At 27.8% G+C, this 25,662-nt stretch carries 24 protein-coding genes; all 24 read right to left on the bottom strand.

What is annotated here, in order from left to right:
* Positions 1 to 15: 15 nt before the first annotated feature.
* The 24 genes from ACJDT4_RS09455 to ACJDT4_RS09340 all read right to left on the bottom strand — a co-directional run bounded on the left by ACJDT4_RS09455 (position 16) and on the right by ACJDT4_RS09340 (position 25,589).
* The gene (locus ACJDT4_RS09455) at positions 16 to 729 is read right to left on the bottom strand and encodes a M48 family metallopeptidase (protein ID WP_406787314.1); all 714 of its coding nucleotides are present in this window, start codon (positions 727 to 729) and stop codon (positions 16 to 18) included.
* Between the two features lie 90 nt (positions 730 to 819).
* Positions 820 to 1,059 carry a hypothetical protein gene (locus ACJDT4_RS09450; RefSeq protein WP_406787313.1) on the bottom strand — a complete coding sequence of 80 codons (240 nt, stop codon included), beginning with the start codon at positions 1,057 to 1,059 and terminating at the stop codon, positions 820 to 822.
* 49 nt (positions 1,060 to 1,108) lie between these two features.
* On the bottom strand, positions 1,109 to 4,300 hold the full coding sequence (locus ACJDT4_RS09445; RefSeq protein ID WP_406787312.1) for a type I restriction endonuclease subunit R: 3,192 nt from the start codon (positions 4,298 to 4,300) through the stop codon (positions 1,109 to 1,111).
* Positions 4,301 to 4,335: 35 nt separating this feature from the next.
* Positions 4,336 to 5,403 carry a sigma factor-like helix-turn-helix DNA-binding protein gene (locus tag ACJDT4_RS09440; RefSeq protein ID WP_406787311.1) on the bottom strand — a complete coding sequence of 356 codons (1,068 nt, stop codon included), beginning with the start codon at positions 5,401 to 5,403 and terminating at the stop codon, positions 4,336 to 4,338.
* A gap of 63 nt (positions 5,404 to 5,466) precedes the next feature.
* Complete coding sequence (locus ACJDT4_RS09435; protein WP_406787310.1) at positions 5,467 to 6,315, bottom strand: HEAT repeat domain-containing protein; 849 nt, start codon at positions 6,313 to 6,315, stop codon at positions 5,467 to 5,469.
* Positions 6,316 to 6,351: 36 nt separating this feature from the next.
* On the bottom strand, positions 6,352 to 7,641 hold the full coding sequence (locus ACJDT4_RS09430; protein ID WP_406787309.1) for a restriction endonuclease subunit S: 1,290 nt from the start codon (positions 7,639 to 7,641) through the stop codon (positions 6,352 to 6,354).
* Positions 7,642 to 7,738: 97 nt separating this feature from the next.
* Positions 7,739 to 9,256: a type I restriction-modification system subunit M gene (locus tag ACJDT4_RS09425; protein ID WP_406787308.1), complete on the bottom strand. Its 1,518-nt coding sequence runs from the start codon at positions 9,254 to 9,256 to the stop codon at positions 7,739 to 7,741.
* 354 nt (positions 9,257 to 9,610) lie between these two features.
* A complete protein-coding gene (locus ACJDT4_RS09420) occupies positions 9,611 to 10,024 on the bottom strand; it encodes a hypothetical protein (RefSeq protein ID WP_406787307.1) in 414 nt (137 codons plus the stop codon).
* A 20-nt stretch (positions 10,025 to 10,044) separates the two neighbouring features.
* On the bottom strand, positions 10,045 to 10,770 hold the full coding sequence (locus ACJDT4_RS09415; protein WP_406787306.1) for a hypothetical protein: 726 nt from the start codon (positions 10,768 to 10,770) through the stop codon (positions 10,045 to 10,047).
* A 234-nt stretch (positions 10,771 to 11,004) separates the two neighbouring features.
* Positions 11,005 to 11,418, bottom strand: coding sequence for a hypothetical protein (locus ACJDT4_RS09410; protein ID WP_406787305.1), 414 nt, complete (start codon positions 11,416 to 11,418; stop codon positions 11,005 to 11,007).
* A 28-nt stretch (positions 11,419 to 11,446) separates the two neighbouring features.
* A complete protein-coding gene (locus tag ACJDT4_RS09405) occupies positions 11,447 to 11,722 on the bottom strand; it encodes a hypothetical protein (RefSeq protein ID WP_406787304.1) in 276 nt (91 codons plus the stop codon).
* A 165-nt stretch (positions 11,723 to 11,887) separates the two neighbouring features.
* Positions 11,888 to 12,199: a hypothetical protein gene (locus ACJDT4_RS09400; RefSeq protein WP_406787303.1), complete on the bottom strand. Its 312-nt coding sequence runs from the start codon at positions 12,197 to 12,199 to the stop codon at positions 11,888 to 11,890.
* A 144-nt stretch (positions 12,200 to 12,343) separates the two neighbouring features.
* Entirely contained in the window at positions 12,344 to 13,087 is a 744-nt protein-coding gene (locus ACJDT4_RS09395) for a hypothetical protein (protein ID WP_406787302.1), read from the bottom strand.
* A gap of 845 nt (positions 13,088 to 13,932) precedes the next feature.
* Positions 13,933 to 15,891, bottom strand: coding sequence for an SF1B family DNA helicase RecD2 (gene recD2 / locus ACJDT4_RS09390; RefSeq protein ID WP_406787301.1), 1,959 nt, complete (start codon positions 15,889 to 15,891; stop codon positions 13,933 to 13,935).
* A complete protein-coding gene (locus ACJDT4_RS09385; RefSeq protein ID WP_406787300.1) occupies positions 15,875 to 16,525 on the bottom strand; it encodes a hypothetical protein in 651 nt (216 codons plus the stop codon). Before ACJDT4_RS09385 ends, recD2 begins: the two co-directional genes overlap by 17 nt.
* 105 nt (positions 16,526 to 16,630) lie before the next feature.
* Positions 16,631 to 17,920, bottom strand: a complete 1,290-nt coding sequence (locus ACJDT4_RS09380; protein WP_406787299.1) for a hypothetical protein — start codon at positions 17,918 to 17,920, stop codon at positions 16,631 to 16,633.
* 756 nt (positions 17,921 to 18,676) lie between these two features.
* Entirely contained in the window at positions 18,677 to 18,904 is a 228-nt protein-coding gene (locus tag ACJDT4_RS09375) for a hypothetical protein (protein WP_406787298.1), read from the bottom strand.
* A gap of 249 nt (positions 18,905 to 19,153) precedes the next feature.
* A complete protein-coding gene (locus tag ACJDT4_RS09370) occupies positions 19,154 to 19,507 on the bottom strand; it encodes a helix-turn-helix domain-containing protein (protein WP_406787297.1) in 354 nt (117 codons plus the stop codon).
* Between the two features lie 653 nt (positions 19,508 to 20,160).
* On the bottom strand, positions 20,161 to 20,838 hold the full coding sequence (locus ACJDT4_RS09365; RefSeq protein ID WP_406787296.1) for a Fic family protein: 678 nt from the start codon (positions 20,836 to 20,838) through the stop codon (positions 20,161 to 20,163).
* 273 nt (positions 20,839 to 21,111) lie between these two features.
* A complete protein-coding gene (locus ACJDT4_RS09360) occupies positions 21,112 to 22,086 on the bottom strand; it encodes a hypothetical protein (RefSeq protein ID WP_406787295.1) in 975 nt (324 codons plus the stop codon).
* A 66-nt stretch (positions 22,087 to 22,152) separates the two neighbouring features.
* Entirely contained in the window at positions 22,153 to 22,590 is a 438-nt protein-coding gene (locus tag ACJDT4_RS09355) for a helix-turn-helix domain-containing protein (protein ID WP_406787294.1), read from the bottom strand.
* Positions 22,591 to 22,640: 50 nt separating this feature from the next.
* Complete coding sequence (locus ACJDT4_RS09350; protein ID WP_406787293.1) at positions 22,641 to 23,084, bottom strand: helix-turn-helix domain-containing protein; 444 nt, start codon at positions 23,082 to 23,084, stop codon at positions 22,641 to 22,643.
* Positions 23,085 to 23,778: 694 nt separating this feature from the next.
* Positions 23,779 to 23,985, bottom strand: coding sequence for a hypothetical protein (locus ACJDT4_RS09345; protein WP_406787292.1), 207 nt, complete (start codon positions 23,983 to 23,985; stop codon positions 23,779 to 23,781).
* 56 nt (positions 23,986 to 24,041) lie between these two features.
* Positions 24,042 to 25,589, bottom strand: coding sequence for a hypothetical protein (locus ACJDT4_RS09340; protein WP_406787291.1), 1,548 nt, complete (start codon positions 25,587 to 25,589; stop codon positions 24,042 to 24,044).
* Positions 25,590 to 25,662: the final 73 nt, after the last annotated feature.

Raw genomic sequence — 25,662 nt, 5'->3', positions numbered from 1 at the left:
TTAATTTCTACTAACCTACAAATCCATCCTAACGCCGTAATCTTTAAGCCATTCTTTTCTTACTCCATAATCTGGAAGTACTAAGGCTAAAAGCTCCCAAAACTCTTTTGAATGATTTTTATGGTACATATGGCACATCTCGTGCACTACAATATAATCAAGGGCATTGGATTTAGCCATAACACATCTCCAATTAAACAGCAATTCATTTTTTGAAGTACAGCTTCCCCACCTCTTTTTCTGTTCCTTAATCTTTATATTAGCAGGCTTTTTATTGAAAAATCTGCTGTAGTATTTAATCCTTTCTTCTATTACCGCTAAAGACTTATCCCTATACCACTGTTCCATAGCCTTTTTTATAGCTTTCTCATATTTATTGCTTGCTTTAACTAAAAATTTACCACGATATAGATTTACTTCTGGTTTCTTTATATCTGAAACTAACTCTATTTGCAAAGAATAATTTCTTCCTAAATACATAAAGGACTCTCCATTAACAAATTCCCTTTCAATATGCCTGTATTGCATATGCTTAAAGGAATAAAGCTTTTGAATTATCCAACTTCCTTTACTTTCAACCTTTTTAAGTATTTCTTCCTCTTTTATAGCTATTGGAGCAGTAACAGTAATAATATTAGGTGGTTCTACAGCAATTTCCATTGTCTTTCTATTTTTAAAGATTACATCAAATGCTATATTTGTTGTTCCATATTTAAGCTCCAACTTCATTATCTGACCCCCGACATATTTTATGTTTAAGTACCAATCACAAGTTCTAAATTTGTTTATAATTTTCTTAATTTTAATCAATCACTAAATTTACAAATTCCCCTTACTTATATGCTTCTTAATAAATTCAACAATCAATGTAATTAAAATCGAAGTAATTACTACTAAAAAAACTGCTACAATACTAATATTCATTTCATTTTTATGCCAAAATATAACATTCAGTTCATCAGTTTTAAATAAACGTCCTATAAGATAGTACATAAAAGTAACAGATAATACAATTATAATGGCTTGCTTTTTATACTTAGGATTAATATTAATTAACAAATTATATCACTCCTCGTTTGATAATACTCTTCTCAATAATTTACTATTGCTAAATAATCACCGCAAAATGCGTCTTTGCTAAATTTAATAACGGCTGTACCATATTTTTTCTACTTTTAAGTGGTATCTGTTTAAAATACTTTTTATTAAGTAGCATAAATATTGCTCTTTCTATATCAGAAGTTTTAGTTTGATTATTTGTCCAATCTACCACATAATTATCTACTACTACTTTATGCACATCTACAGCTATACTTTTAGACAATTCTATAATTTCACTGCTTACATAACTTTCTGCTTCTTCTTTTACAACATCATTTTGAGATTCTTCACCCTCTATATATTTTTTTACTACTTCAAAGAAAGCATATTCCTTTTCATCTAATCCTAAACCTTCAGCCTGAGATTTCGTTCCTTTTTCAACTTCTTTTTCAATAAACTCTTCAAGCTTCTTTTTTCTTTCAATCCAATCATTTGTAGTTTCATCAAGTATTTTTTGAAGCTTTTCCAGTAAGCTTGTATAAAACACAGGGTTGTCATCCATCTTCACACTAATTGCATGTTTAACAGCGTGTTCCATAGCAGAAGCCTGAGCCTCATCTGACTTTAAGGTATTAAGCTTTGCTTTAAAATCATCTTCAAATAATGTAATAGGCTCTATCCACTGAATGACTCCAAGGGATTTTAAATGTTCTTCTATTATTTTTCTTACCTTTTCACCGCAGTCACTTATATCAATTTCTTCCTCTGGACTGTATTTTGCCTTTGCCCCTGCCCTAATATAAGAAAGCCACTTTACATCATTTAAAATATTTGTTCCTACATGAGCTGGCAGTAATGATTCAACAGCACTTGAAAAACGCTTATACCCAATCTCAAATTCTGCTCTTTTATCCTTTGGTTCTAAAATATTTATTAATTCATCAATATTATTTTTATCTTTCCCAGTAAATAGGTTCATAACATCTTCTCTATAGGAAAGCATTTCTTTATATAAATCATCTACAGCCTGCATAGGCTCGCCCAAATCTTCTTTATCAAAAATAGATAAAGCCTCTTCCAAATAATCTGACACACCATAATAATCAACTACAAAACCACACTGTTTTATGATACTTTCTTTTTTAACCTCATTATTATCTAATTTACGGTTAATATCCACTGTGCAGGTTCTATTTACTCTAGCAATTGCTTGCAATAAATTATGTTCTTTAAGTGACCTATCCAAATACATAACCTGTTCAATTGGTGCATCAAAGCCAGTTAAAAGCATATCCTTTACTATAATAAAGCACAACTTATCTTTTTCTATAGGCTGTTTAAATCTATCTATTATAGTTTCCTGCTCTGCTCTTGTTGTAAAATGTTCTTTTAAATAAACAGGATCATTTAACTTGCCAGAAAATATCACTTTAACTTCTAAATCTTCGCCTATGATTTCCTTCATATGTTTCTTTAAAGCATTATAATATTTTACACAAGCTTCTCTGCTCACGCATACAATTTGAGCTTTAAAACCATTAGGCATTATATTATCCCTGTAATGTGTAAGTATGTCTACCGCAATGTCATTAATTCTATTATCATTTTCAATTATTGTTTTCTTATTAGCATATTTTTGCTTTATTGCTTCCTTTTCTTCATCACTTTTATCTTCAAAAGCTTCATCAAACAATTCATCCAGGCTTTCACCTTTTATATGAAGTTCTGGTTTTCTTCCTTCATATACTATTTTTACAGTAGCACCATCATCCACAGCTTCCTTAATTCCATATTTATCAATATATCCTCCAAAAGTTCTTGGAGTTGACTTATCCTGTTTATCTATAGGGGTACCTGTAAACCCAATAAAAGTTGCTTTAGGAAGAGCCGTCCTCATATTTGAAGCTGTATCTTTATATTGACTTCTATGAGCCTCATCTGAAAGAACAATAACATTAGGCTTAGGAGTTAAAACTTCATATGGTTTAATGAATTTTTTCTTAACCTTTATGCCATTTTCAATGACTTCTTTTTCTTCCGTTTCACTTTCAAACTTCTGAATTGTAGTCATTATTATTTTAGGCTGTGCCTTTGACAAAAGCTCCTTCATTACGGATATCTTATCTGCTCTTACTGGTGTTGTAATTTTAGATAAAGTTCGCATAAAGGTTGCGTAAATTTGTTTATCCAAATCAATTCTATCTGTAACAACAACTATAGTAGCATCACAAAGTTCCTTGGTTCTTTTTATCTTTCTTGCAAGCATTACCATGGTTAAAGACTTTCCTGAGCCCTGAGTATGCCAAACAACTCCACCCCTTGATAAGGAATCTTTACCTTCATTCAGTCTTTTAATTGCCTTATTAACAGCTCTAAACTGCTGATACCTGGCTATTTTTTTAACAGTTACATTATTATCCGTTTCAAATATTATAAAATTCCTCATGATATCAATGAGATTTTTCTTTTCTAAAATTCCCTGAATGAATAAATTTTGTCCATTATCCTCCACATCTTGAATCTTGCTCTTTAAAACTGGGTATGGGTCCTTCCACTCTAAATAATGATTATACTTTGAACTGATTGTTCCAACATAAGCATGATACTTATTAAGTATTCCTGTAAAAAAGTTAGTATAAAAAAGCCTTGGGTTTCCTTCTAAAACGCTTTTGTCTCTTTCGTTCATATACCTTCTAATTTGCTCAAAGGCTTCTTTTTTGCCCATACTTTCATTTTTAGTTTTCTCTAAAAAAGGAGACTTACACTCAAGAACTGCTACAGGAATTCCATTAACAAATATAACTATATCGGGATAAATGCTTTTTCCAAGCTGAGTTTTAACTTCAAACTGCCTTGTAACTAAAAAATCATTGTTGGCTGCGTCCTCCCAATCAATAAACTTCACAGTCTGAGGTTTCTTTTGACCATTTCCATAAATATCTTGGTCAACAGTAAAATTCAAATCTACTATGGCCTCATAAATTTTTTCATTTATCTCTAAAAGGTTTGTCCCTAAATTTTCTGCTCTACTTAAAAATCTAACAGCCTTGTGCAAATTTCCTTCATCAATCCATGGATTTAACCTCTTTAACGCTTTTTCAAGTCTTCTAACTAATACAACCTCAGTTAAAGAATCACGTTCTCCATTTTCAGGGGTTAATTCTTTTCCATGAACAAAATCATAATTTAAAATATCTTTTATGTATTTGATTGCAGGAAGCTCTACGAGAGTTTCTTCATTACCAAAATACTCATTCATTTTTTATCACCTTATTTCCCAATGTCCTAACTTTTCTATCTCATTTCGATGTTAAATGATGCTGTACTATATATCAAATTATTTTTCATTATTATACTTGCTATATCTCTATATGAAATATTATATTTTGCTTTTAAAATTAATAACTCTCTCCACTTAATTGGTCCATTCTTTAACCTTTTAAGCATCTCTTCTTCAAACCTTTCATTATATTCATATGTTACAAACTCTTCTATAGAGGTATATCTATCAGTTACTAACATTCCATATCCATTTTCTTCACAAAATTTTCTTAATACATAATATTTTTGAAGGTTCAACTCTAATACCATGTTAAATGTAGGTTTTACTTCTATTACTGCTCCTTTTCCATCATCTAATACACAAAAGATATCTGGTGTATAATTTCTTTGTTTTAAATAAAAATATGGTATTTTAAATGGTTGAGCAACATAGAATAACACTTTAGGACTTTCCTCTAATAATGATAATATCTCTTTTTCAAGTTGAGATTCATATTGAATTTTTTTGCCCATTTTATTACTATAAAATTCTCCACAATAACCATCACCGTCAAAATTAACTTCTCTTTTAGGCGTAATTTTTATATAATCCTCTTCATTTAAGTTTTTAACTTTACTAAACCAAATAATCTTATCTTTAATCCTCTTATTAAACACATTAATTTGATTTTCCATCTTTTTATCCGCTTCAATTTTTCTATTTAATTCATAAATGTATTTATTATAAGTATTTTTAATATTTTCTTCATATTCTTTTCCAAAAATCAATTCAGTAAGCAAAGTTATAAGTACATTGATATTTAAAGACTCAAAACCAAATATTAAAAATAATACAAACCTTTTTTCAAATTCACTTTCACCAGGCCTTAGCAATTTATTTGTAAATAACTTTAACTTAAGGAGCTCGCTATTCTTATACCTTCTACAAAAACCACTGAATTTTCTATTAGATTTTTTTACAATTTGACGAACACTCTCCCTACCTATATCATATCTATCTCCAATACTTTGCAAAGTTCTTCTTTCATAACCACCTAAATTATATCTTAATATCAAAATTTCAATATCTCTTTGCTTCATTTTAGTAGAATTTATTCCATCAATCAGTAAGTTGATAAATTCATTTGCTAATAATACATATTCTTACTTTAAATCTTCACTAACTTCTCGTTCTAAGTTGAAATATTGATTAATTTCATTTGTAGTTATATTAAATATTCTATACTGTTTAATTAAGTCTTTTAGCTCACTACTAATATTTGAAACTTTTATAGATTTCATTAAATCATTAAACTTTTTTACTTGTTTCATCTGATTTGATGGATTTTCACAAAATTTATATTTTGTATCATAACAGTAATCTAAAAATAACATAAATTCTTCATTACTAAAAATTTCTTTAAATACTACTTCTTTTCCTATAAGAGTGTTTTGTTCAAAAAATAGCTCATCTGCATTTTTTACATTAGAATTAGTTTTATCAAGTATATCCTCCTTGGTAATTAATTCCTCTTTAGATGTATCCATAACTTGTTTTTCTTCACTTAATAACTGATTTTCTAATTTATCTACATTTGATAACCTTGTTGTGATATCTTTTACAGGTATACTTTTTATATTTCGTTCACAATTCTTTATTGACACTTTATATTTACTTAATATTTTATTAGTTTCAACTTTATTGTAATGTTTCTCATCATTTTTTTCTATTGTTCTAATTATATCTAAATCATCATCTGAAAGTTCTAAATTAAATAATGCTTTTAAAGTATATTCTCTAACTTGTGGATATTCATCACTCAAATTATTTACAAGATATGCTTTAGCAACATTACAATCTTCTCTATATTTTTTTGAAAGTTTATTTATAGCTGAAGCTGATAATCTTTTTTCATTTTCAGTTCCATCTTTAATATACTTTATTAGATGTCTAATCGCTCTCTTATCTCCCGTTTCCCCAAGTTCATATGGAGTCATTTCTGAATAATCCATATTTATTTCACCCCATTCAGATAAATTGAAAACTTTTTATACTTTAACCCTAATTTTTCCTGTCAAAAGTTTCTGCATAAGCCCCTTTTTAAGTTCTTGAAGTTTTCCTTTTTTAGATTCATATTGGGATATTTGGTCATCTACAGATGATATAATTGATGATATTTGTTTTTGTTCCTCAATTTTAGGAATTGGTATCATAAGTTTTTCAAGATTTATTCTGCTTATTCTTTTTCTTGTAGAACCTTGTTCAAATTGTACTACTCTTTTTAAGTTATAATCTGAATTTAAAAAATAGTTTATAAATCCTGTATCAAATCTATTTGTGTCTACTTTTACTATAGTACAGTCAACAGCAGTAATCATTAATTTACTTAATTCGGGAACTATACAAGCTCTTCCTGTAGGTTCTGCCATTCTACAAATTAATATATCTCCTGGTTCAACATTCTTACATTTCAGATCTTCAAAAGTAGCTTCTGATACAAATTTTTTATCACCCTTGTCAATAAAATTTCCTACTCCTATATTCCCTGTTTGAATTAATCTAATTCCTTCATCTGTTATGTATTGTGCCTCAATCCAATCGCCATCTATAAAAGAATTTTCTTTGCTTCTATCACTTACTTCTAATAGAGGTCTAACATCCCACTTCTCTGGTATCCTTCCTATCTCCGTATCCTTAAACCTACTATGCCCAATTCCTTTTGTAAGAAGCTTCTGCATAACCCCTTTTTTAAGTTCCTTTGTCTTTTCTATAAGATTATCAGTTATTTCTATTTGGTCATCCACTAATGAAAGAATATCCGCTATTTTTCGTTGTTCTTTAATAGGTGGTAGTATTATACTTAATGATTTAAAAAATGATACTCCTATAGTTTTTATTGTACTTCCTATGCCAATTCTTTTAAATAATGATTTCCTATTACAAAAATCATAATATAAATATAAATTATGCAAATTTTCTCCACATACATAATTAATAAAATGCTGACTCGTTGCCATTTTTTTATCAGTAACGCCAACTTTGCCCACCGTAGCATCTCTTGATAGAACTACAGTACCTTTAGGTAATATAACTGCTGATGAATTGCTTATTCCTGCTTCAGTTGTATAATCCGTTGTTTCACTTATATACCGTTTATCTAACCTTTTAGTATCTTTAAGGGAAATCCATGGAATATCCCCATTCCAATATTCAGATATTTTTTTATCAGGTGTATGACCTGATAATCGTTGAGCAATATTTTCTAAACATTCTACATTCCAATCAACTGGTATTTCACCTAACTCCGTCATCTTATATCCTTCTCTAACCTTTTTCACCGCCATCACCTACCTATTACCATTAGTCACTTTCATTTTATCTAAATTAATTACCGCTCCTACTTTTTTCATAAAATCCATCCTTACTTTTAACTTCTTAAATCGTATCAAATCCTAATTCTTCTAGGTATCCATTAAGCTTTTCCTCCGAGTCTGCCATCTTCATCTTAAGTTCCCTGATGTCTTGCAATACTAAAGGAATATCCACTTCTTCCTCTTCTTCTGTAGTATCAACATATCTACTTATATTAAGGTTGCAATCATTTTCCTCTATGGTTTTTAAATCAACTACACTTGCATACTTTTCTATATCCTTATATTCATCAAATGCTTTAACTATCTTTTCAATATCTTCATCTCTAAGTTTATTTTTATTCCCCTCTTTAACAAAATCATTACTGCTATCTATAAATAGAACCTTGTTTCTTCGCTCTTCAACCTTGTTCTTATTAATAACAATTATAGCTGCTGGAATACCTGTACCATAGAAAATGTTTTGGGGTAATCCAATTACTGCTTCTATTAAATCATCTTTTAAAAATCCTGTTCTTATTTTCTGTTCCGCTCCACCCCTAAAAAGAACTCCGTGTGGTACTACGGAAGCCATCTTGCCCTTTTGATTTAAGCTCGCTACCATATGGGATACAAAAGCTAAATCTCCATATGACTTTGGTGGCAATCCATAAGAGAATCTATGAAATTCATCAGCACTTGCTTCTTCAAGTCCCCAATTCTTTAAGGAAAATGGAGGATTGGCAAGAACTCTATCATAGGTTTTTAACACTCCACCCTCTGTATGCTTAGGTTCTCTTATAGTATCTCCCTTTTGTATATCCGCTCCCTTTGCACCATGTAAAAGCATGTTCATTTTACAAATTGCCCAAGTAGAAAGATTTATTTCCTGACCATAAAGAGATACATTTTTATAGTTACCACCGTGCTCTTTTATGTATCGAATACTTTGAATGAGCATACCACCAGAACCACAAGTTGGATCATATATTCTATCTCCTTCTTCAGGCTTTAACAAATTAACCATTATCTTAACAACTTCTGTAGGAGTATAAAATTCTCCACCTTTCTTTCCGCCTTCATCTGCAAATTGCTTAATTAAATATTGATATGCATCTCCTAAAATATCTTCTGATTCGAGATATTCGTTTGAAAGGTTCATGCCGTCAAAAATAAGAAGTAATTGACTGAGTTTCTTATCAGGTACACGCTCCTTATCATTGTAATTAACTGTAGTTAAAACTCCTATAAGTTCACTATTTTTAGGCTCATCTTCTATTGCTTTAAATGCTTTATCAAGTTCTGGGCCTATATTTAAATTTAAGTTCTTTAGTTTATCCCATCTTGCCCTTTCTGGTATATAAAAGGTTTCATAAATTGAAGGATCATTAAGAAGCTCTTCTATTTCTTTCTCTATCATGCCCTGCTCTTTAAATTCATTAAATCTTATTTCTCTTTCTGCACTAAATTCGTCATTCATTCTCTTTAAAAATAACATTCCAAATATGTAATCCATGTATTGAGTTGCCGATAATTCTCCCCTTAAAACATCTGCACACTCCCATAGTTTTGATTCTAATTGCTGTAATGTCAATTTTTCCATAATCTTTTCTCCTCGTACATATATATTTAATATAAAATTATAGCCTTCTAACTTACTTTATTTTACCACAATCTTGTATTTTTTTGTCTACATAGTATAGAATTAAGTGAATTAATATATTAGTTTAAATTATATTAAAAAGCCCTGTAATATATACAGAGCTTCATTCTAAATTAACTTATGACTTATTAACTTGACTACTTTGACCTTAACACTATTTCATTCCTCACCAATCATGTCATGGACTTTCATAAATCTATTTTTATTTTTCCTTTATAAATTATATCCCATTATTTTTAACCACTCCTCTTTATACTTTTCTTACTTTATCATCTTAAAACCAGCATATTTAATTTAAAGCCCTGTAAGCCTTTTAGCTTCTCGGATAAAACTTACATATTGGCGACTATTACCTTCAAGTATTAAATTTATACTATCCTCTTCAACTTTATATAATCTAATAGAACAATTACACACTTCTACTACATAATTTTCTTTTTCAACTAAATTTTCTTTATCTACCTTTAAAAACTTTCCATTAAAAGCAAATCCATTAGTTTTTGTATCATCAATAGAAGTTAACAACTTTGCAAAATGCTTATATTTTCCACGATGATAGTTACTACTATAACAACAATCATGGACATATATTACCTGCTTATTCTCTCTTTTAGCGTTTATATGTTCAACAACTTCTTGCTTAAGTTGCTGTAACTCTTCAATTGTAAGTTCATTGAAATTAACAATAATATCATTTAATTTTTGCATAAAATCATCTCCTCTTAACTTTAATATTCAACATAAAATTCTTCAACTGCTTGTCTAAATTCGTCCAATTCTAACATACTTGCTAATAGGCAAATATGATATTCCTCATTATATACCCCATTTTCTATTGCTCCACCAAATCTGTCATTTTTATATGATTTAGCAATAATAATTTCTGTATCCTCTAATTTTTCTGTATCCTCTACTACTTTTACAATTCCAATTTCTAAATCTAAAAAGCATACTGCTCCGCATACATTATATATTTGCTTACCTATAAGGAGCTTGGCTAATTTTTTAAGTGACGTTTCTTCAACTATTTTTATTGCATTTTCTTTCTCAATAACCTCACACCCATTTATTTCTATCTTTTCTTGTACTAAAGAAACATATCTCTCATATTTTATTGCGTCATCTTCAAGTTCAAAAAACACCCCATGTTCTTCTGAATATTCAACGCCATCCCACATTCCTTTAGCTTTAAAATTATAAATATGGTCTGAAAAGAATCCATCTTCAACAAAGAACATACTTTTAATTATTGCTCCAAGTTCTATAGCTTTCTTTATATTTATATCTTCCATATCTATATCTTTATTAATATCTACCAACATATTTCCATCAGTTAAAAAATAATATGTCTCTGCAATATGTTTTCCTTCTATAGCAACTTCAAGTTGCTTGGAATAAAAATTCAATTCTCCACCAAATGCATCTGTCAATTGTAATACCTTTAATTTTTTCATAATTTTCATCCTCCGTTTTTTCATTTGTTTATATTTAATAATTATTATTTTTATCTTTTGCTTTAGTAACTTCTAATTATGCTTTGTACTTAAACTCCCAACTCATCAACACTCTCATTAATTTAATCATCCATTAACTATGCGCTTTTATCATTAGAAATTAACCCTACTATAAAATTATTTATAGTATTGTGGACAATATATATATTCTTACCTATATAACCCCTCTTCTTATCAATAACAATGTTCTCTGATATATAAAAACTCCCCACTTGGATTTACAACTACATATACTATGTCCCAACTACAATCTTCATGTATGTCCTTGCACGAAAACATCCCGATTGTATCGCACTTTACAGGCATTCCAGTTTTCATTGCTTCCTCTTTTTTTATATTATAAATTGCATCGCAATATTCAATAATTTCATCATCTGTATTACATCCACTTTTTCTTGCTTCAATTTCATTCTTTGATGGCTGTAACATCCAAAATTCTTTTGACGTTAATACTTTATCTAAAGAAGACATTTTGTTATATAGAACACTACATTCTCTATCTTCTTTTAAGTCTGATACTATGCCTACAATTCCTTTCTCAATAAATGGTTTAAAAGCTTCAAATATTTCTTCCTTACTACTTGACATAATATTCTTCCTCCTTGTTATTTTAAAATCATAAGTTACTACTTTTATTTAATATAAACCTTGAATATGTATCTCTACCATATCTCTTAGCAAATACTATCTCATCATTTGCATCTGTTTCTATGCAATTACAGTACCCTACACTAAATGGAAATTCCACTTTAATAATTTCAAATGATTTATGCAAGTGATTAAATTTACCCTCAACTTCACATAGTTCTATTAATTCCTTCCAATCAACTACGAAATCATTTTTATGTGCCTCCATGTGTTGTCTGCATTTATTACTTAATATAATTTTCATTTGTTTTCCTCCACTTTCTTAACATTTTTTATTTACTCATAGCACCACAAATTTAATTACTACATGTTTCAAATCACTATATTTAGTGCATTATGAAACATGTACAATTTAATAGTTAAGCTGACCAAACTATCTATGCTTAGCTATAATAATTTACCTTTTATTTTATGCTTCATCTATGTCATTTGAGAAATACTCTTCTATAGCTTCTGTTTTATCATTAGCTTCTAACCATTCATAAGCTTCTTCTTTGCTAATTGGTATTATTGTAGAAATTCCCCAAGTTTGATTTTCATTTGATTCTGAATACTTAGTTAATGGTCCACCAGAGCCACGTAAGAAATAACTACCTTTTCTTGTTCTATATAAATATTCTTCACAATACATAAAGTCATCTTCTCCTAATCCATTCCAGTATTCTGCGATTAATGTTGCTGTCTCTGTATTGTATACCTTCTTTTCAATTACTTTTTTCATATTTCATTTCTCCTTCGTAATTTCATACTAATTTTCCTACTTAATGCAAATCTATTAAATAGATTATCTATTACTCTGTACTTTTGCAGTACAATATAACTATTCATTAATTTACCAATGTCTTACTTTCAATAATTGCTATCATCACTTAATCTTACTAAGATAGATCTTAGCTCTTTCTACATTTGTACGAAATTCTTCAAAACTTCCACCTCTATATAAATACCACTTAACAGCCTCTTCTTCAGACATTGGAAGTATATCATCTTGCTCATTTTCTTCTGCTTCTTTATTTCTGAAATACAAATTTGAATTTACTATTCGTACACTATCGCTAAGAAGGTTAAGAAAGAATTTATTATCAACTGAAATATATAATTCCTCATATTCAATTTTCTCTTCACAAAATTCAATATACACATCCGTATATACTTTCAAGCTATACGATTTATTTATGTCATATACTCTTCTATCTTTTACATAACATAGTAAAGGAGATGTAATATCATGCTTGTCCCATATTAATTTATCACCAAAATATTTTAGTATTACATCTGTCGCAACTCTACTTTCCAAATATGCAATAACTTGTTCATCATCCATCTCAACAACACATTCAGGTTCACTAATATTTATACCAATTTGACTCAAGTAGCTATCCCTGGGTACAGCAATGTGAAGAGCATACTCATTATTATTTATCATGTACAACATTTCAAACTCTTGGATACCCAAAAAACTAATTTTTTTATTTGCTTTATAAATGTCTTCATATATTACAGAACCGCCATTACTATAAACTAATTCCTGCAATACTTTATTTATATTGTGTGTATATATTTTAAATTTTTTATTTTCTACTTCTTTAACATTCTTATAATTATTCATTTCTATCTCTCCTTTTCTATTTACCAATATATAGAAGTTTAAATTGAATTAATCTTCTATATATTGATTTATGCAGTTTAAATCTCATTATCTTTTCAATTTTAGATATGTAATTCATCAATATTTTATTGAAAATATCTACATATTGATTTATAATTTGTTTGGTTAATTTTTTATTTATAGATTGAGTTAATACTGGAATATTAGCCCAATCTTATTTTTTATTTTTAAAATTAATTTATTCAAAATATCTCTTTAATTATTTTTTCTATCTCTGGTGAGCCATACATATTCATTTCATTTACATTTTTCATAATTTGTTCACTCCTTTTATATTATTTTTTATTGAATTTTTTGATTATTTATATACTTTATTAGCTTGTGATAGTATCAAGAAAATTTAAACGAATTTTTATTTTTAAAGTACCTATTGTATCAAGAAAGCAAAAAAACGAATTTTCATTTTCAAAACATCAATCAACAAATACAGCACTAACAAACCTGTAGTAATAATATTTATACCTATACTACACTTCATGTTCATGCTATATTCAATTGTTAAAAAATGTTTTAAAAAATAAAAATTCGTTTTAAAAAAATATTCTAAATATTAAAAAAATGTTTTCTTGATTACTTTAAATAAATTATATCATGTCTTTCCATTATAGTCAACTATAAACTTTATATTTTATTACTTATTTTTTTTAGCGTCAATGATGTTGAGAAGTAAACTTCAATCATTTTTCACTATTAAACTCTTAAATTCTCAAAATACATGCACCATTCTTAGATTATTGAATGAGACCTTATTTAATCTTGATTATTTATAATAAAAAGATTTCCACCTAAGATATCGCCTTATTTGCCATTCTTAACTTTTCCACAATTTTCGAATTTCTTTTTCCTTCTTCTTTTCTATTTATGCTCTGAAGAAACGCGTTTCTATCTCCAATAAGCACCACTTTTTCCTTAGCTCTCGTTATAGCTGTATATATAGTATTCAAATTAGCCATATACATATTCTCTTTACTAATAGGAATTAAAATCACTGGATATTCACTGCCTTGGCTCTTGTGAACAGTTATACAATATGCTAATTGTAATTGTTTTATAGTATCGTTGTTATATTCTATACTTCTATCATCAATTTTTACATTAAATCTTATCTCCCCAGTATCTACATTATTAGTAACTCCATTCACAACTCCAACTTCTCCATTCATCACTTTTAAATTGTAATTATTTTCTAATTGAATAATTCTATCGTGATTCTTTATAGTTCCATCACTTTCATCTTCCCTACACCAACTTTGTATTTTTTTATTAAGCTCTTTTACGCCAACCATACCATCATTTACCGTAGATAAAACCATAATATCATTTAACGAATAATCACCATTAACACTCAAAGAGTCAATCATTGTTATAAGTGTGCTTATAATCTTATCATCTTTTTCATCTATAAATATAAATTCTTTATCATCAAACTCTATGTTATTTTCCCTCTGTGAATTGTCTATTAATCTATGGGCATTTTTTATTATTAAACTCTCTTTGCTTTGTCTATATACTTTTTTTAATATAACAACAGGAACTTTTTCAGAATTAATCAAATCCTTTAAAATAGAGCCCGCTCCTACACTCGGGAGTTGGTTGTAATCTCCAATTATTACAACATTAGTTTTATAATTGGTATTAGTAAATAACTGAGAAAATAAATACGCATCTACCATAGAAGCCTCATCTATAATAAGGAAGTCACAATTAATTGTGTTTACTTTATTCTTTTTAGCATCTCCAACAAAAAGGTTTAATAATCTATGTATAGTTGTCGCCTCACGTCCTGTTGTTTTGGAAATTTTTATGGCCGCTTTTCCTGTAGGAGCTGATATTTTCACTTCTGCCTTTGGATTTATCACATTAATTATAGATAATAGTACTTTTATAATCTCAGTTTTTCCAGTACCAGGTCCACCAGTTATTATAGAAATTTTACTTGTAATAGCCGTAACTACAGCTTCTTTTTGTTCATCACTTAACTTATAATTTTTTAGTGCTTCATGTTTTAATACCATGTCACCATTTTCACAAAGTCCATTCATCTTTAAAGAATTCTTAATTCTATCTATTATATTTTTTTCTATGCTGTAATAATCTTCCCTATATACAGCATCTCCCTCTATAATTATCTTTCCATCTATATATAAGCTGTTTAATGCATCATAAACCATTTTATTAATGTCATCAAATTTATTATTATATATATTTGTTTTGTTTATAAATCTCAGTAATTCTTCAGCTATTTTATCTTTGTATGTAAATATATTACCTTTTTTCTCTATTTCATTATTTATAACACACATTACTCCCTGTTTAATCCTGTTTTTATTATCAAAAGGCAATCCAAGATTTAATGCTATTTTATCTGCAACACTAAAATTAATATCACATTTATCACAAATATAATATGGGTTTTCCTTAAGTTCATTAACAGCTTTACTGCCTATTCCTTTATAAATTTCATTAATTAATAATTCTGTATCATCCAACATTTTTATTTGTTGTAAAATTTCTTTTAATCCAATATATACTTGCAAGCACTCTTTTATCTTAACAATTGTTTTTTCATTTATACCTTTTATATTTAGCAAATACTTATTATCATTTAATAATAAATCCAACGAATTATCTGCAAGCAATTTAACAATACTTTCGGCTTTTATAGTATTAATTCTTGCTACATTATTTTTAAGAAATTCCATTAACTTTCCTCTTTGTGTTTTTTCTTTAAAATCTATCCCCATTGCTTTTCTCCCCTTTTGACATTTGTTCACTGCCATAAACTGTTAAATAAAGAATTTTTCCTTTAATAAGAAAGTTAGAACTATATCCTGATTCAAAGTGATTGTCATGCTTATTTAACCAATTTATTATTTGTTCAGTACTTGTAAACTCCATGCTCTCCCAAAATCCGGTTATGGAAATTATTTCTTCCTTCGTAAGACCAGAAAATGTAGGCATTGTAATTTGAATAAACCCTGCATCATTTATACCAAATTTAAATTGCTTATTGACACTTATTTCCTCTTCTAAATCATGATTTAATCCTAATTGATTATATAATATATTCAAATCTTTTACTTTCTTATCTATAGCAATATATTTATTTATTATGTTATATATTGGATTAGATGTTTTGCTAAACATCATATCTAAAGTGCTTTTTTTTATATCCTTAGTCTCTAATTTTCTTTTAACTAAACTTCTCCAGCCATCAGCATTAAGATCTATATTTAGTTTAAAAGCATCATTAAGTATACACTGGATAATTTGCTCTTGCGACTTATAACTTATAATCATGTCCATCAAACGACTTACATAAATTGTATATACTCTACCACTTAATTCTTTTACCAATTCTTCTTTTGTATAAAACAATACTATCTCCTCCAGCTCAATAATCTATAGAGCTATAATATAAAACATCCTATTAAATAGTTTGACTTCTCTATATTGCTTGACTTTTTATTGAGGTAATTGCCTTTATATTAATACTCTACATTTAATCCTTTTTTTTTTAATTGTTGCTTGTGCCTTCTTAGTACTTTTTTCATTATTTAGATAAACTTCGTTATATACTTTTTCTCCAAGTATTTTTTTGCAAAGGTCTCCCGTCATTTTTGTAACTGATATTTTATTTTGTTTTAAATTTATAACAATTTTTTCCGCTTCATTAAAATCATTATCCGTATATCGCTTAACTATAAAATAATTCTGAAATTTATTATTTTTTTTCGGTTCCCTCCACATGTTGTCAGGAACTTGATCATTTCTAAGTTTTATAAGCAATCCTAAAATACAAAATACATTTATTATCTTAGAAAGTTGGCTTTGTGTCTTAGTCTTAACATTTAAATCAATCTTATTTTTCTCTTTTAATCTTTCACTTAACTCCCTTCCCGAACAAAAAAATACATTTTCCCCCATAAAATTGTTCATTGAATGATTTATATTTTTACTTCCCACTTCAAGTATTTCCTCCAAAATATGCAAATACCGATTTATATATTTATATAAATTTTTATATTTATTTTTCATATAATCTTTATCAAGCATAATTTTTACATTGAAATTATATTTTTTCTCTTGGTCAATACAATATTTAATTTTTATATTAAACAATGTACATAATTGCTTTATGCATTGATAAGTATCTTTTTCATCCATAATTATTTCATATAAATTTAAGATATCAAAACTTTCTTCTTCTACGCCTCTGTCTACTTCCTCATTTCTTTTAAAAAAGAGTTTATATTTACCATTCACCTTATTTATATATACTCTTTCATTTTCCTTCTTATATGTTACTTTATATGTCCACTTTTTAAACTTAGTTTGCTTTATGCTATAAAGTAGTATTGTTTTGCCATTTAACTTCAAATCTTCTATTGCTATTTTCGCTTCTTCTTCTGTATCACATAGTTTCCCTTCCAATTCTTCCACATTAAAGAATATCTTACTTTCAAACGGTACATTAAGTTTTACACCTATATTTAATATTTGCCTTATATCTAATGTCTTAAGTAACTCTACAGCTTCTTTATGATCATTAACAGTTACATTAAACGCATACTTATTCGTAATCATTTCCATATTGTTATCTATATATTTTTTATATAAATTATTTTTATCTACTTGGCTCTTTAGTTCTATAATTCCTTGCCTTATTATATTTCCAATCTCCTTTTTTACTTTTTTCTTCTCACTGCCATCTTGTACATCTGCAACTTTTTCTTTTAAGTTTTTTATCTTGTCTCTTTGGCTTTTTATCATCTGCGTACTCCTCATTTCATCATTTGTTAATTTATTGAAATTTGAATATATAATCTAACTAATAATATTAGGATTGCGAAACTAATTAGTTTTACAAACATTATATATAACAATAATAATTATAATAATATCTATAAAAATATACTATAGTAAAATTGCTTAATCAATGTTTACCACAATATTGTGCTAATATGGAAATATTTATTTTTTCCCAGTGAAAGTAGAAAATTTTAAAACTTTATAACATATTTACTTAATTAATAATATAAATAATTTTTTATTGCTTCCCCCACAATAATGGAGTTCGCTCGTACTTATTGTTTCTCCTAAAGGTAAGGCTTACTATTATATATAAATCTGCATTAGCAGATTCTTCGCTAAAATTAGTAATTACTTTAAGTTTTCTGGCACAAAAAATTTATGAGCTTATTTTTATATATATAAAACCTGCATAACAAGTTTGCTGATTTATAATAGTTTTGGTTGCATTATAATCGTTAGGCGATATATATAAATACACACACAATACTTTTTAATAGCTCAAAGCCGTTAGGCGATTGCTTTAATATTCACATACATTTAGGGGAAGAAATACCCACTTACATATTATTGAATTTATTCATTTTAAAGTCATTTACGTTTTGTATTGATTTAGTATAGTAATCATGCTAACTTAATGTATAAAAAAAGAAACCACTTGGGTTTCTCATTAAATATAAGTATTTAGACTCTGTTAAAATTGTGCATATTCGATTTTTAATGTTTTAAGCATTTAATGTGACCGATATTAATTCCTGTTACCTCAGAAATTGTTTCATCTCTTACCTTTCCAATTAGCTTTAACGCAATATTAATATCTTCTTTCATTGCCCCAAAAATCTCAGCTTGTTCAATCATTTTTTTACATTCACGTTCTTTCTGTAAATATCTTATATATAGCTCTTCTTCAAATTTGCTCATGTTATCTACGGAAAATTCTTCCACTATTCTTCCTCCTTCATAATTAAACTCACATTCTGTTTTTAATAAATTGCCTATATTATATTTGCAATAATTATATTAATGGCTACATATGCTCTATTAGCTTCATTGTTAACAATTTCATCTAAGTCAAATTTATTCTTCCTAAAAAATATAACCATTCGCTCCCATCATTAATCTCTTCATCTGTTTTATTCTCTTTTATTTTAAGAGTATTCTCGTATCTTCCATTATATTTATTTTCAAAGAACTTTATTTCAGATTGAACTGCTTCAATTTCATTTTTTTCGATATAGCGTCAGCAGAATACTCTATTTTCTCTTCATTATCTTCAAATAAAACATTAAATTTTATGTTTAGCTTTTTACTAATTACCCATAATTGCTCAATATTTGGAACAAACTCTCCACTTTCTAATTTAGACACTATTTCCTGGTTTGTTTGTAATTTATCTGCCAATTCTTTTTCAGACAGATTATGTGATATTCTGTAGCTGAATATCATCATCGCTATTTTGCACAGAATATCATCAAGTTCAAATCTTTCTTTCGCTTCATTAATTTGAAATTCGTTAGGAAAATCAATTACGTATCTTAATTTTTTCACATCCATTTTCTTCATATTTTGTTTCTTGTTACTTATATTTTCACTACATAAATATAAGTTTTGATGTACATATATCCTTTCTACGTTTTTATTATTTTCTACTAATATCCTTTATTGACTTTATTACATAGATACCAAGTACGGTTATACAAGCCAATCCAAATATTGCTACAATTAAAGTTGCTATTGTTTCAGACATTTTCATCATACCTCCTTTCTAAATGTAAACAGTTAAGGATTTTGTTGATTAAAGTAAATATAAAATAAAAATGCACCTGTATTTACAACAGATGCATTTTTTAATAACTTATTTATTTTTAAAGTAAAATTATCACTATTAAACATTAATATCACCTTAATATTTACCTTTATAATTTCTTTAAGTACATATATAATTAAATTCCTTTAATATAATTATACAATGTATATGCATTAGTATCAATATTTTAGTTAATTATCCTTATATAATTAACTTCATTTTAAATTAAAATTTTTATATATTACATACAAGATTATGTCTTACGCAGTATTGTAAATGTTCTGAAAGCTTAATCATAATAGAAATGTTACAAACATAACATAAATATTGCATTTGTAATGTTTATATTATGTAACAAATTCTTGCCAACACTTGGTCCTTTATTATAAATCCCCTAATTACTACAGCCTTTTAAAAATCCCTTTAAGCTCTTTAATTTTAAATTATAATTCTTAATCCACGTTTTATAAGCTTGGTCATCTAAAAACTTTCTCATCCTATCAATTTTTTTATTTTTATAAAAGGACTCTAATGCTAAATAATATTCTTCTTTGTTATAATAAAAAATATTAATTGGTGCAAGATTATTAGCTATAAGTATATAATTAATCAATATCCTCACCACCCTGCCGTCCTCACAGTTAATTATTTCCTCAAAATAACAGCAGAAATAACTTACTACATCTAAAGCAGTCTCCTCATTTATTTGCATATTATTGATATCTTGTACTAATTCATCTATACTCTTATATATATCTTTTGCCAACTTATTTCCTGTAAAGCAAAAGTAAACACGTTTAATTATATCCATATCTAATTTTTCTTTGATATTACCGTCTAATTTAATAATATCTTTATAAAGTTCAATATGCTTTTTTATTTCAATAATGTTTCTTTCACTTTCACTAAAATAATTTATTTTTTCTTCATTAACCACTGCTTCTACATCCACAAGTCTTACTTCATCATTTTCTATTTTGTTAGAGCAATAAATAAACTTTATGAAAAAATCCCTTAATGCTTCTTCTTTATTTTTTGTTCTCCATACTTTTACAGACTCACTATAATACATTAATTGCACTCCATAAATAATTATTTTACTTCAATATACTAAATCCCCATATAAAATTTAGCATTGCTAATCTACTATCCTTGAATTATTAATTCAAACATATGCTTTTACATTCTTGCATAGTAATTATATCACAACTATATTTCACAAAATTTTGCCTACCTTAATATTTTAGTACTATTCCAAATTATAAGGATTATGACTTTAAATATATAAGTAAAAAAAGGTGGTGTCGCATTAGAAAAAAATACGCTAATGCGGCCCTCCTTTAAATCATATATCATTTTGTATATTTTTAATCTCTTCTATTATAAACTTATGTAAACCATAAATATATTTTCTAACGATCCTGGAAAAATATTTCACCATTCTATTCTTATCTATATAGCTTAAAGGATTTATATAAGTAAATATCTTTAATGGATTATCATTCCAAGTAATCATATAATCCATATAATTGTCTATATCAGCTTTTTTCTCTAAAAGTTTATAATATACTTCCTTACCTTTTTTATTTGTAAATGTGGCTTCACAAACTAACCTATTACGCCTATCCCATGTTACTTTATACGTAATTTCTGCCATTCCTCCTCCTATAAAAAATGAATTCCCAATAATTTTTTTGTATGTATATAAGTTTATATGTGGAGAGTCCTCCCTTAACCTTTCCAAAATATCATACAATAAACGTTGTTTGTAATCATAATTCTTATATTCTATAACTTTTGCACTTATAGTTTCATCATTATTATAATTTTTAATTGCTCTAACTACTTTAAAATGATTGTTAATAGAATTAAGCTTACTCAAATTTTCTATTTGTTCTAAACAGTCCATATTGTTTACCTCTTGTAAAATTGGTATTACCTCAGAGTTAATTTCCAAAAAAATCAATTCTATATTTTTATTTTCAGATATTACTTCCTGTATTAGTCCCATAACATAACTTGCATTTTTAAATGAAGTAGCTCCCGCTACAATCAAGCTTTTATATTCTTTTGAAACTATAGATATTAAACTCTTAATTTGCATATAATGTTCCTTGTCAAAATCTTTCAAACACCAATCTATTAGCACATTTGTTCCATTCTTATCCACCCCACTTATATCAACTCTTCTTCCTTCATGCCATTTTTCAAGAGCAATCGCATCAAAATTAAGCTTTAACGTTTCTTCTAATCTTCTTGAGTTTAGCTTAGCCGAATATAAACTAAATAAATACTCTTTGTTACTTCCATTCTTACTCAATATCATTTTCCTCCCCTACAACAAAAGCCAGCATAAATTTTTATAATATCTATGCTGACTTTTAAATTAAGACTGTTTTAAAATTTTATCCTTTAATTCATCTATTTCGATGAGCAATTTTATTTGTGAATCTCTTGTATTCAGAAGAATATATTTTTCCAATTGCTTAATAATTTTTTGAAAGCTAAATTTTATATCTATATTGCTATCTTTCTCTGCAAATTTAAAATTACTTTTACTTATAACCTCATCCAATGTACATATTTCTTGCAAATTTTCATCTATGAAACAGTCTGGATAAAGTTCCCATATCAAAGTTGATGACAGCTTAAATATTTTACACAATTTAACAAAGTATTGCAGTGATATGTTATCCCTATTTTGATTTTCCAATCTGCTTATATAAGCTGAACTAATTCCTATAGCCTTCTCTAAATCACTCATGCTTAATCCCCTATCTTGCCTTACTTTCTTTAAAATCAAGCCAAAATTTTTACCTTCCATACTTTACATCAGCCTCCTTAGTAAATAGTTACTCTATAGCAACCCCTTTATTAATTAAGTACTACGCTTCTTAGCTTGTCCGCTAATTCTAATAACTCATATTCATCCTGCCTGCTTAAATTACATTTAATACAATATACTTCAAGGAATCTGACGATATCCCTAAGCAATAACTGTATTTCAACAGTCGCTATCTTTTCTGCAAATGTGTATGTGCTGTTTAATAGTAATTTATCAATCCCTTCCAATGCTTCATCATCTTGGTGACATTCTTCATCTACCAATAACTTCTCTATTGTTTTAATATCCAAATCCAACGCATTTCCCAATTTATTTACCGCAAAAATGGTTGGATTTCTTTTTTCTTCATTTTCGAGGCGCGATAGATAAGATTTACTCAAAGTGGTGATTTGAGACAGTTCCTTTAATGACATATTCTTATCAATTCTAAGATGTCTAATTAGCTTTCCAAAGCTTACATTTGTATCTTCCATTTTGCATCACCTTTCCTTTGTTAATCAACTGCATTAAACAATTCCTTTTTTATTTGTTTAATAATGTATTATATACAGTAGCTTCTGTTTTTATAAATAGTATTTTGGTAGATACTAAAATTGTACGTTATGTTCTTCAGCAAAAAAAGAATAAAAAAAGGCTGTCACATTAAGAATTTTACATACAACATATTACTTTATAAATCAACTGATAATGCAATATGTTGTAGAATTTATTCTTATTGTTACAGCTCTCTATACTCTGACTTTATAATAGCTACAAAAACACTTCTATGTGTAACTATCTTTATCTTCTTTTTTAAAGGTATACCCTTGCCTTTCTAAAAAACTTTTTAAATTACTGTTTTTAGATTTATCTCTCAAATTCATAAATATTTCTTTATCATTTGTATTTTTATATATTTTATCTTTATATATTTTTTAATATTTTACAAACATATTATTTTTTAATCAAAACTTTTTATATTATATATAGGTTTATGTTTTAGACCATGTGGTGAATATTCTGAAAGTTGCAAATATAATAGGAGTATGTCGTCTGTATTATTAAATATCCTATCTTCAACCGTTCATTTAAAATCTATTAGTAGGAAATTTTTTATATGCTTTCCTGTTTGTCAATAAATTATTTAAATAGAAGATAGCTTTATTTAAGCCCCTTACAATTTAATGGTTATTCTTGTATTTCTCCAACATAGCTTCTCTGTTCAATTATCTCACGCTCTTCCTTACTTATATATTTCGATGTACTAACTATTCTGGCGAATGATATATTCTTCGTTATTGTTTCATTTACGGTATTCCAAGTTACTACTTTCCCTCCCATAGACTCGGCTATCATATTCAAAAGTTTATCACAATCTAATTTATTATCATCCATAATACATCGCCCCTTCGTATTAATATTACTTGCAACGCTTATACCCTTCACAGCTTTTATTTGCAGATTGACGCTATATATTTTGTAAAGAATTCTCTATTTTCAAAAACTGCCTTCTTTAAATCCCTTACGTTTTCGCTTGCAACCGTCAAAGCAATTCCTATTAAAACTTTATATACCTTAATATCGTTAATTCCTTCCACCCAATTCCATGCTTGTCTGGATAGTAATAAATTATCTTTCTTAGTTACTCTAACTAATAATTTTACATAATCATCTTTTTTATCAATATCCCTTAATATTTCTATTATATTCTCATTGCTCTTCATTATATTTAATGCAAACTCTTTTACTTGCTTAATCAGCTCCTCAATCTCCTGACTTAATTGATGTTCAGCCGTATAATACATAAGTTCATCAAAATCACAAATTATTTTATTTTCATGCAATTCAATAGCGCTCTCAGAAATTTGACTAAGTTCAGTTTCCATCTTTTGGAGAGTACCTATTATCTCTATATTTTTATCCTCAACAAGTTTTCTTATATCTTGTACCTCTGGAAATTTATTATTTAGTATAGCTAACCCCTCTTCAAAAGGTAAGTACTTATTATTTAATCTTCCCAAAAAGCCCATATTCAAAAACATAAGACCAAATTGATGATATATTTTAGTAGGATTATCTGAGGACTTTTTCAATATATTCATGCATTCTCGATGTTTTAATGGAATAAACAGCCATGTATCTGCAATAGCCTTTACAAAATCAATTTCATTAAATTTTGGTCCTTCTTCCTTATAACAAAACAAATCGCTTATCTCTTCTAAAGAATATCCCATATTCAAATAGTTTATAAGTATTTTTTCAGCTCCAAGTTGTCCTAAACTTGTATAATGCTTTTTCAGCTTGGACATATAATATTTATTAATTTCTTCTTTATCAAAATTCTCAGCAATAAATTCATTTAATCTCTCTTCATTTTCTCCAATTTTTAGTGACATAAAGCTACCTAATACATTCTCCCCTACTAATCCATTTAACCTTGAAACTAACTCATTATAATCTGTCCTGACTGGTAACTGTATTGGAGTTTTAAGAATTCCATTTGCCCATTCTATGGCAATCTCTGCTTGTTCTTTTGTAACATCTCCATATACAACTGCTTTTCCTTTTAGTCTGCTTTCAATGAGGCAGGCTATTGCAAGAACATATATGTGATACTCCTCTCCCTGTGTTTTGCTGTTAAAGATTCTGCTCACTCCATTTGTATCATCATTTAAATAAAGTTCAAGAATATCATTTATATCTTTCTCGGCGTTTTTATTATACTTTTCTATATCTTCGTATAATAAAAATGTTTCTCCTGTTCTTTTTGTCTCTAAGTCTCCGCATACCCTCCAATATCTTATTTCTCTGTCCACATCATCTTCTACGATTTCCTCAGCCCTATCAATGAATATCCTCTCTATATCCTGTACACAATCTGTTTTTATACATGCAAAAGCATATGCATGTATTAGCTCCAAAGTCTCTTTATACACACCCTCCCAATCTTCCTTACTTATTTTGCTTGGCATAATGTCTAAATTAATGTATACTCCCATATTCTTCATCCTCCTTAGTTATTTTTAGTATTTTGCAAATATCCCTTATTATTTTCCTTAAGTCTTCCTCCTA

It is taken from the genome of Clostridium neuense (assembly GCF_045310695.1).
GTDB lineage: Bacteria > Bacillota > Clostridia > Clostridiales > Clostridiaceae > Clostridium_S > Clostridium_S neuense.
Note: the sequence above shows the minus strand (reverse complement) of the source record. Positions and strands in the feature narration are given on the sequence as shown.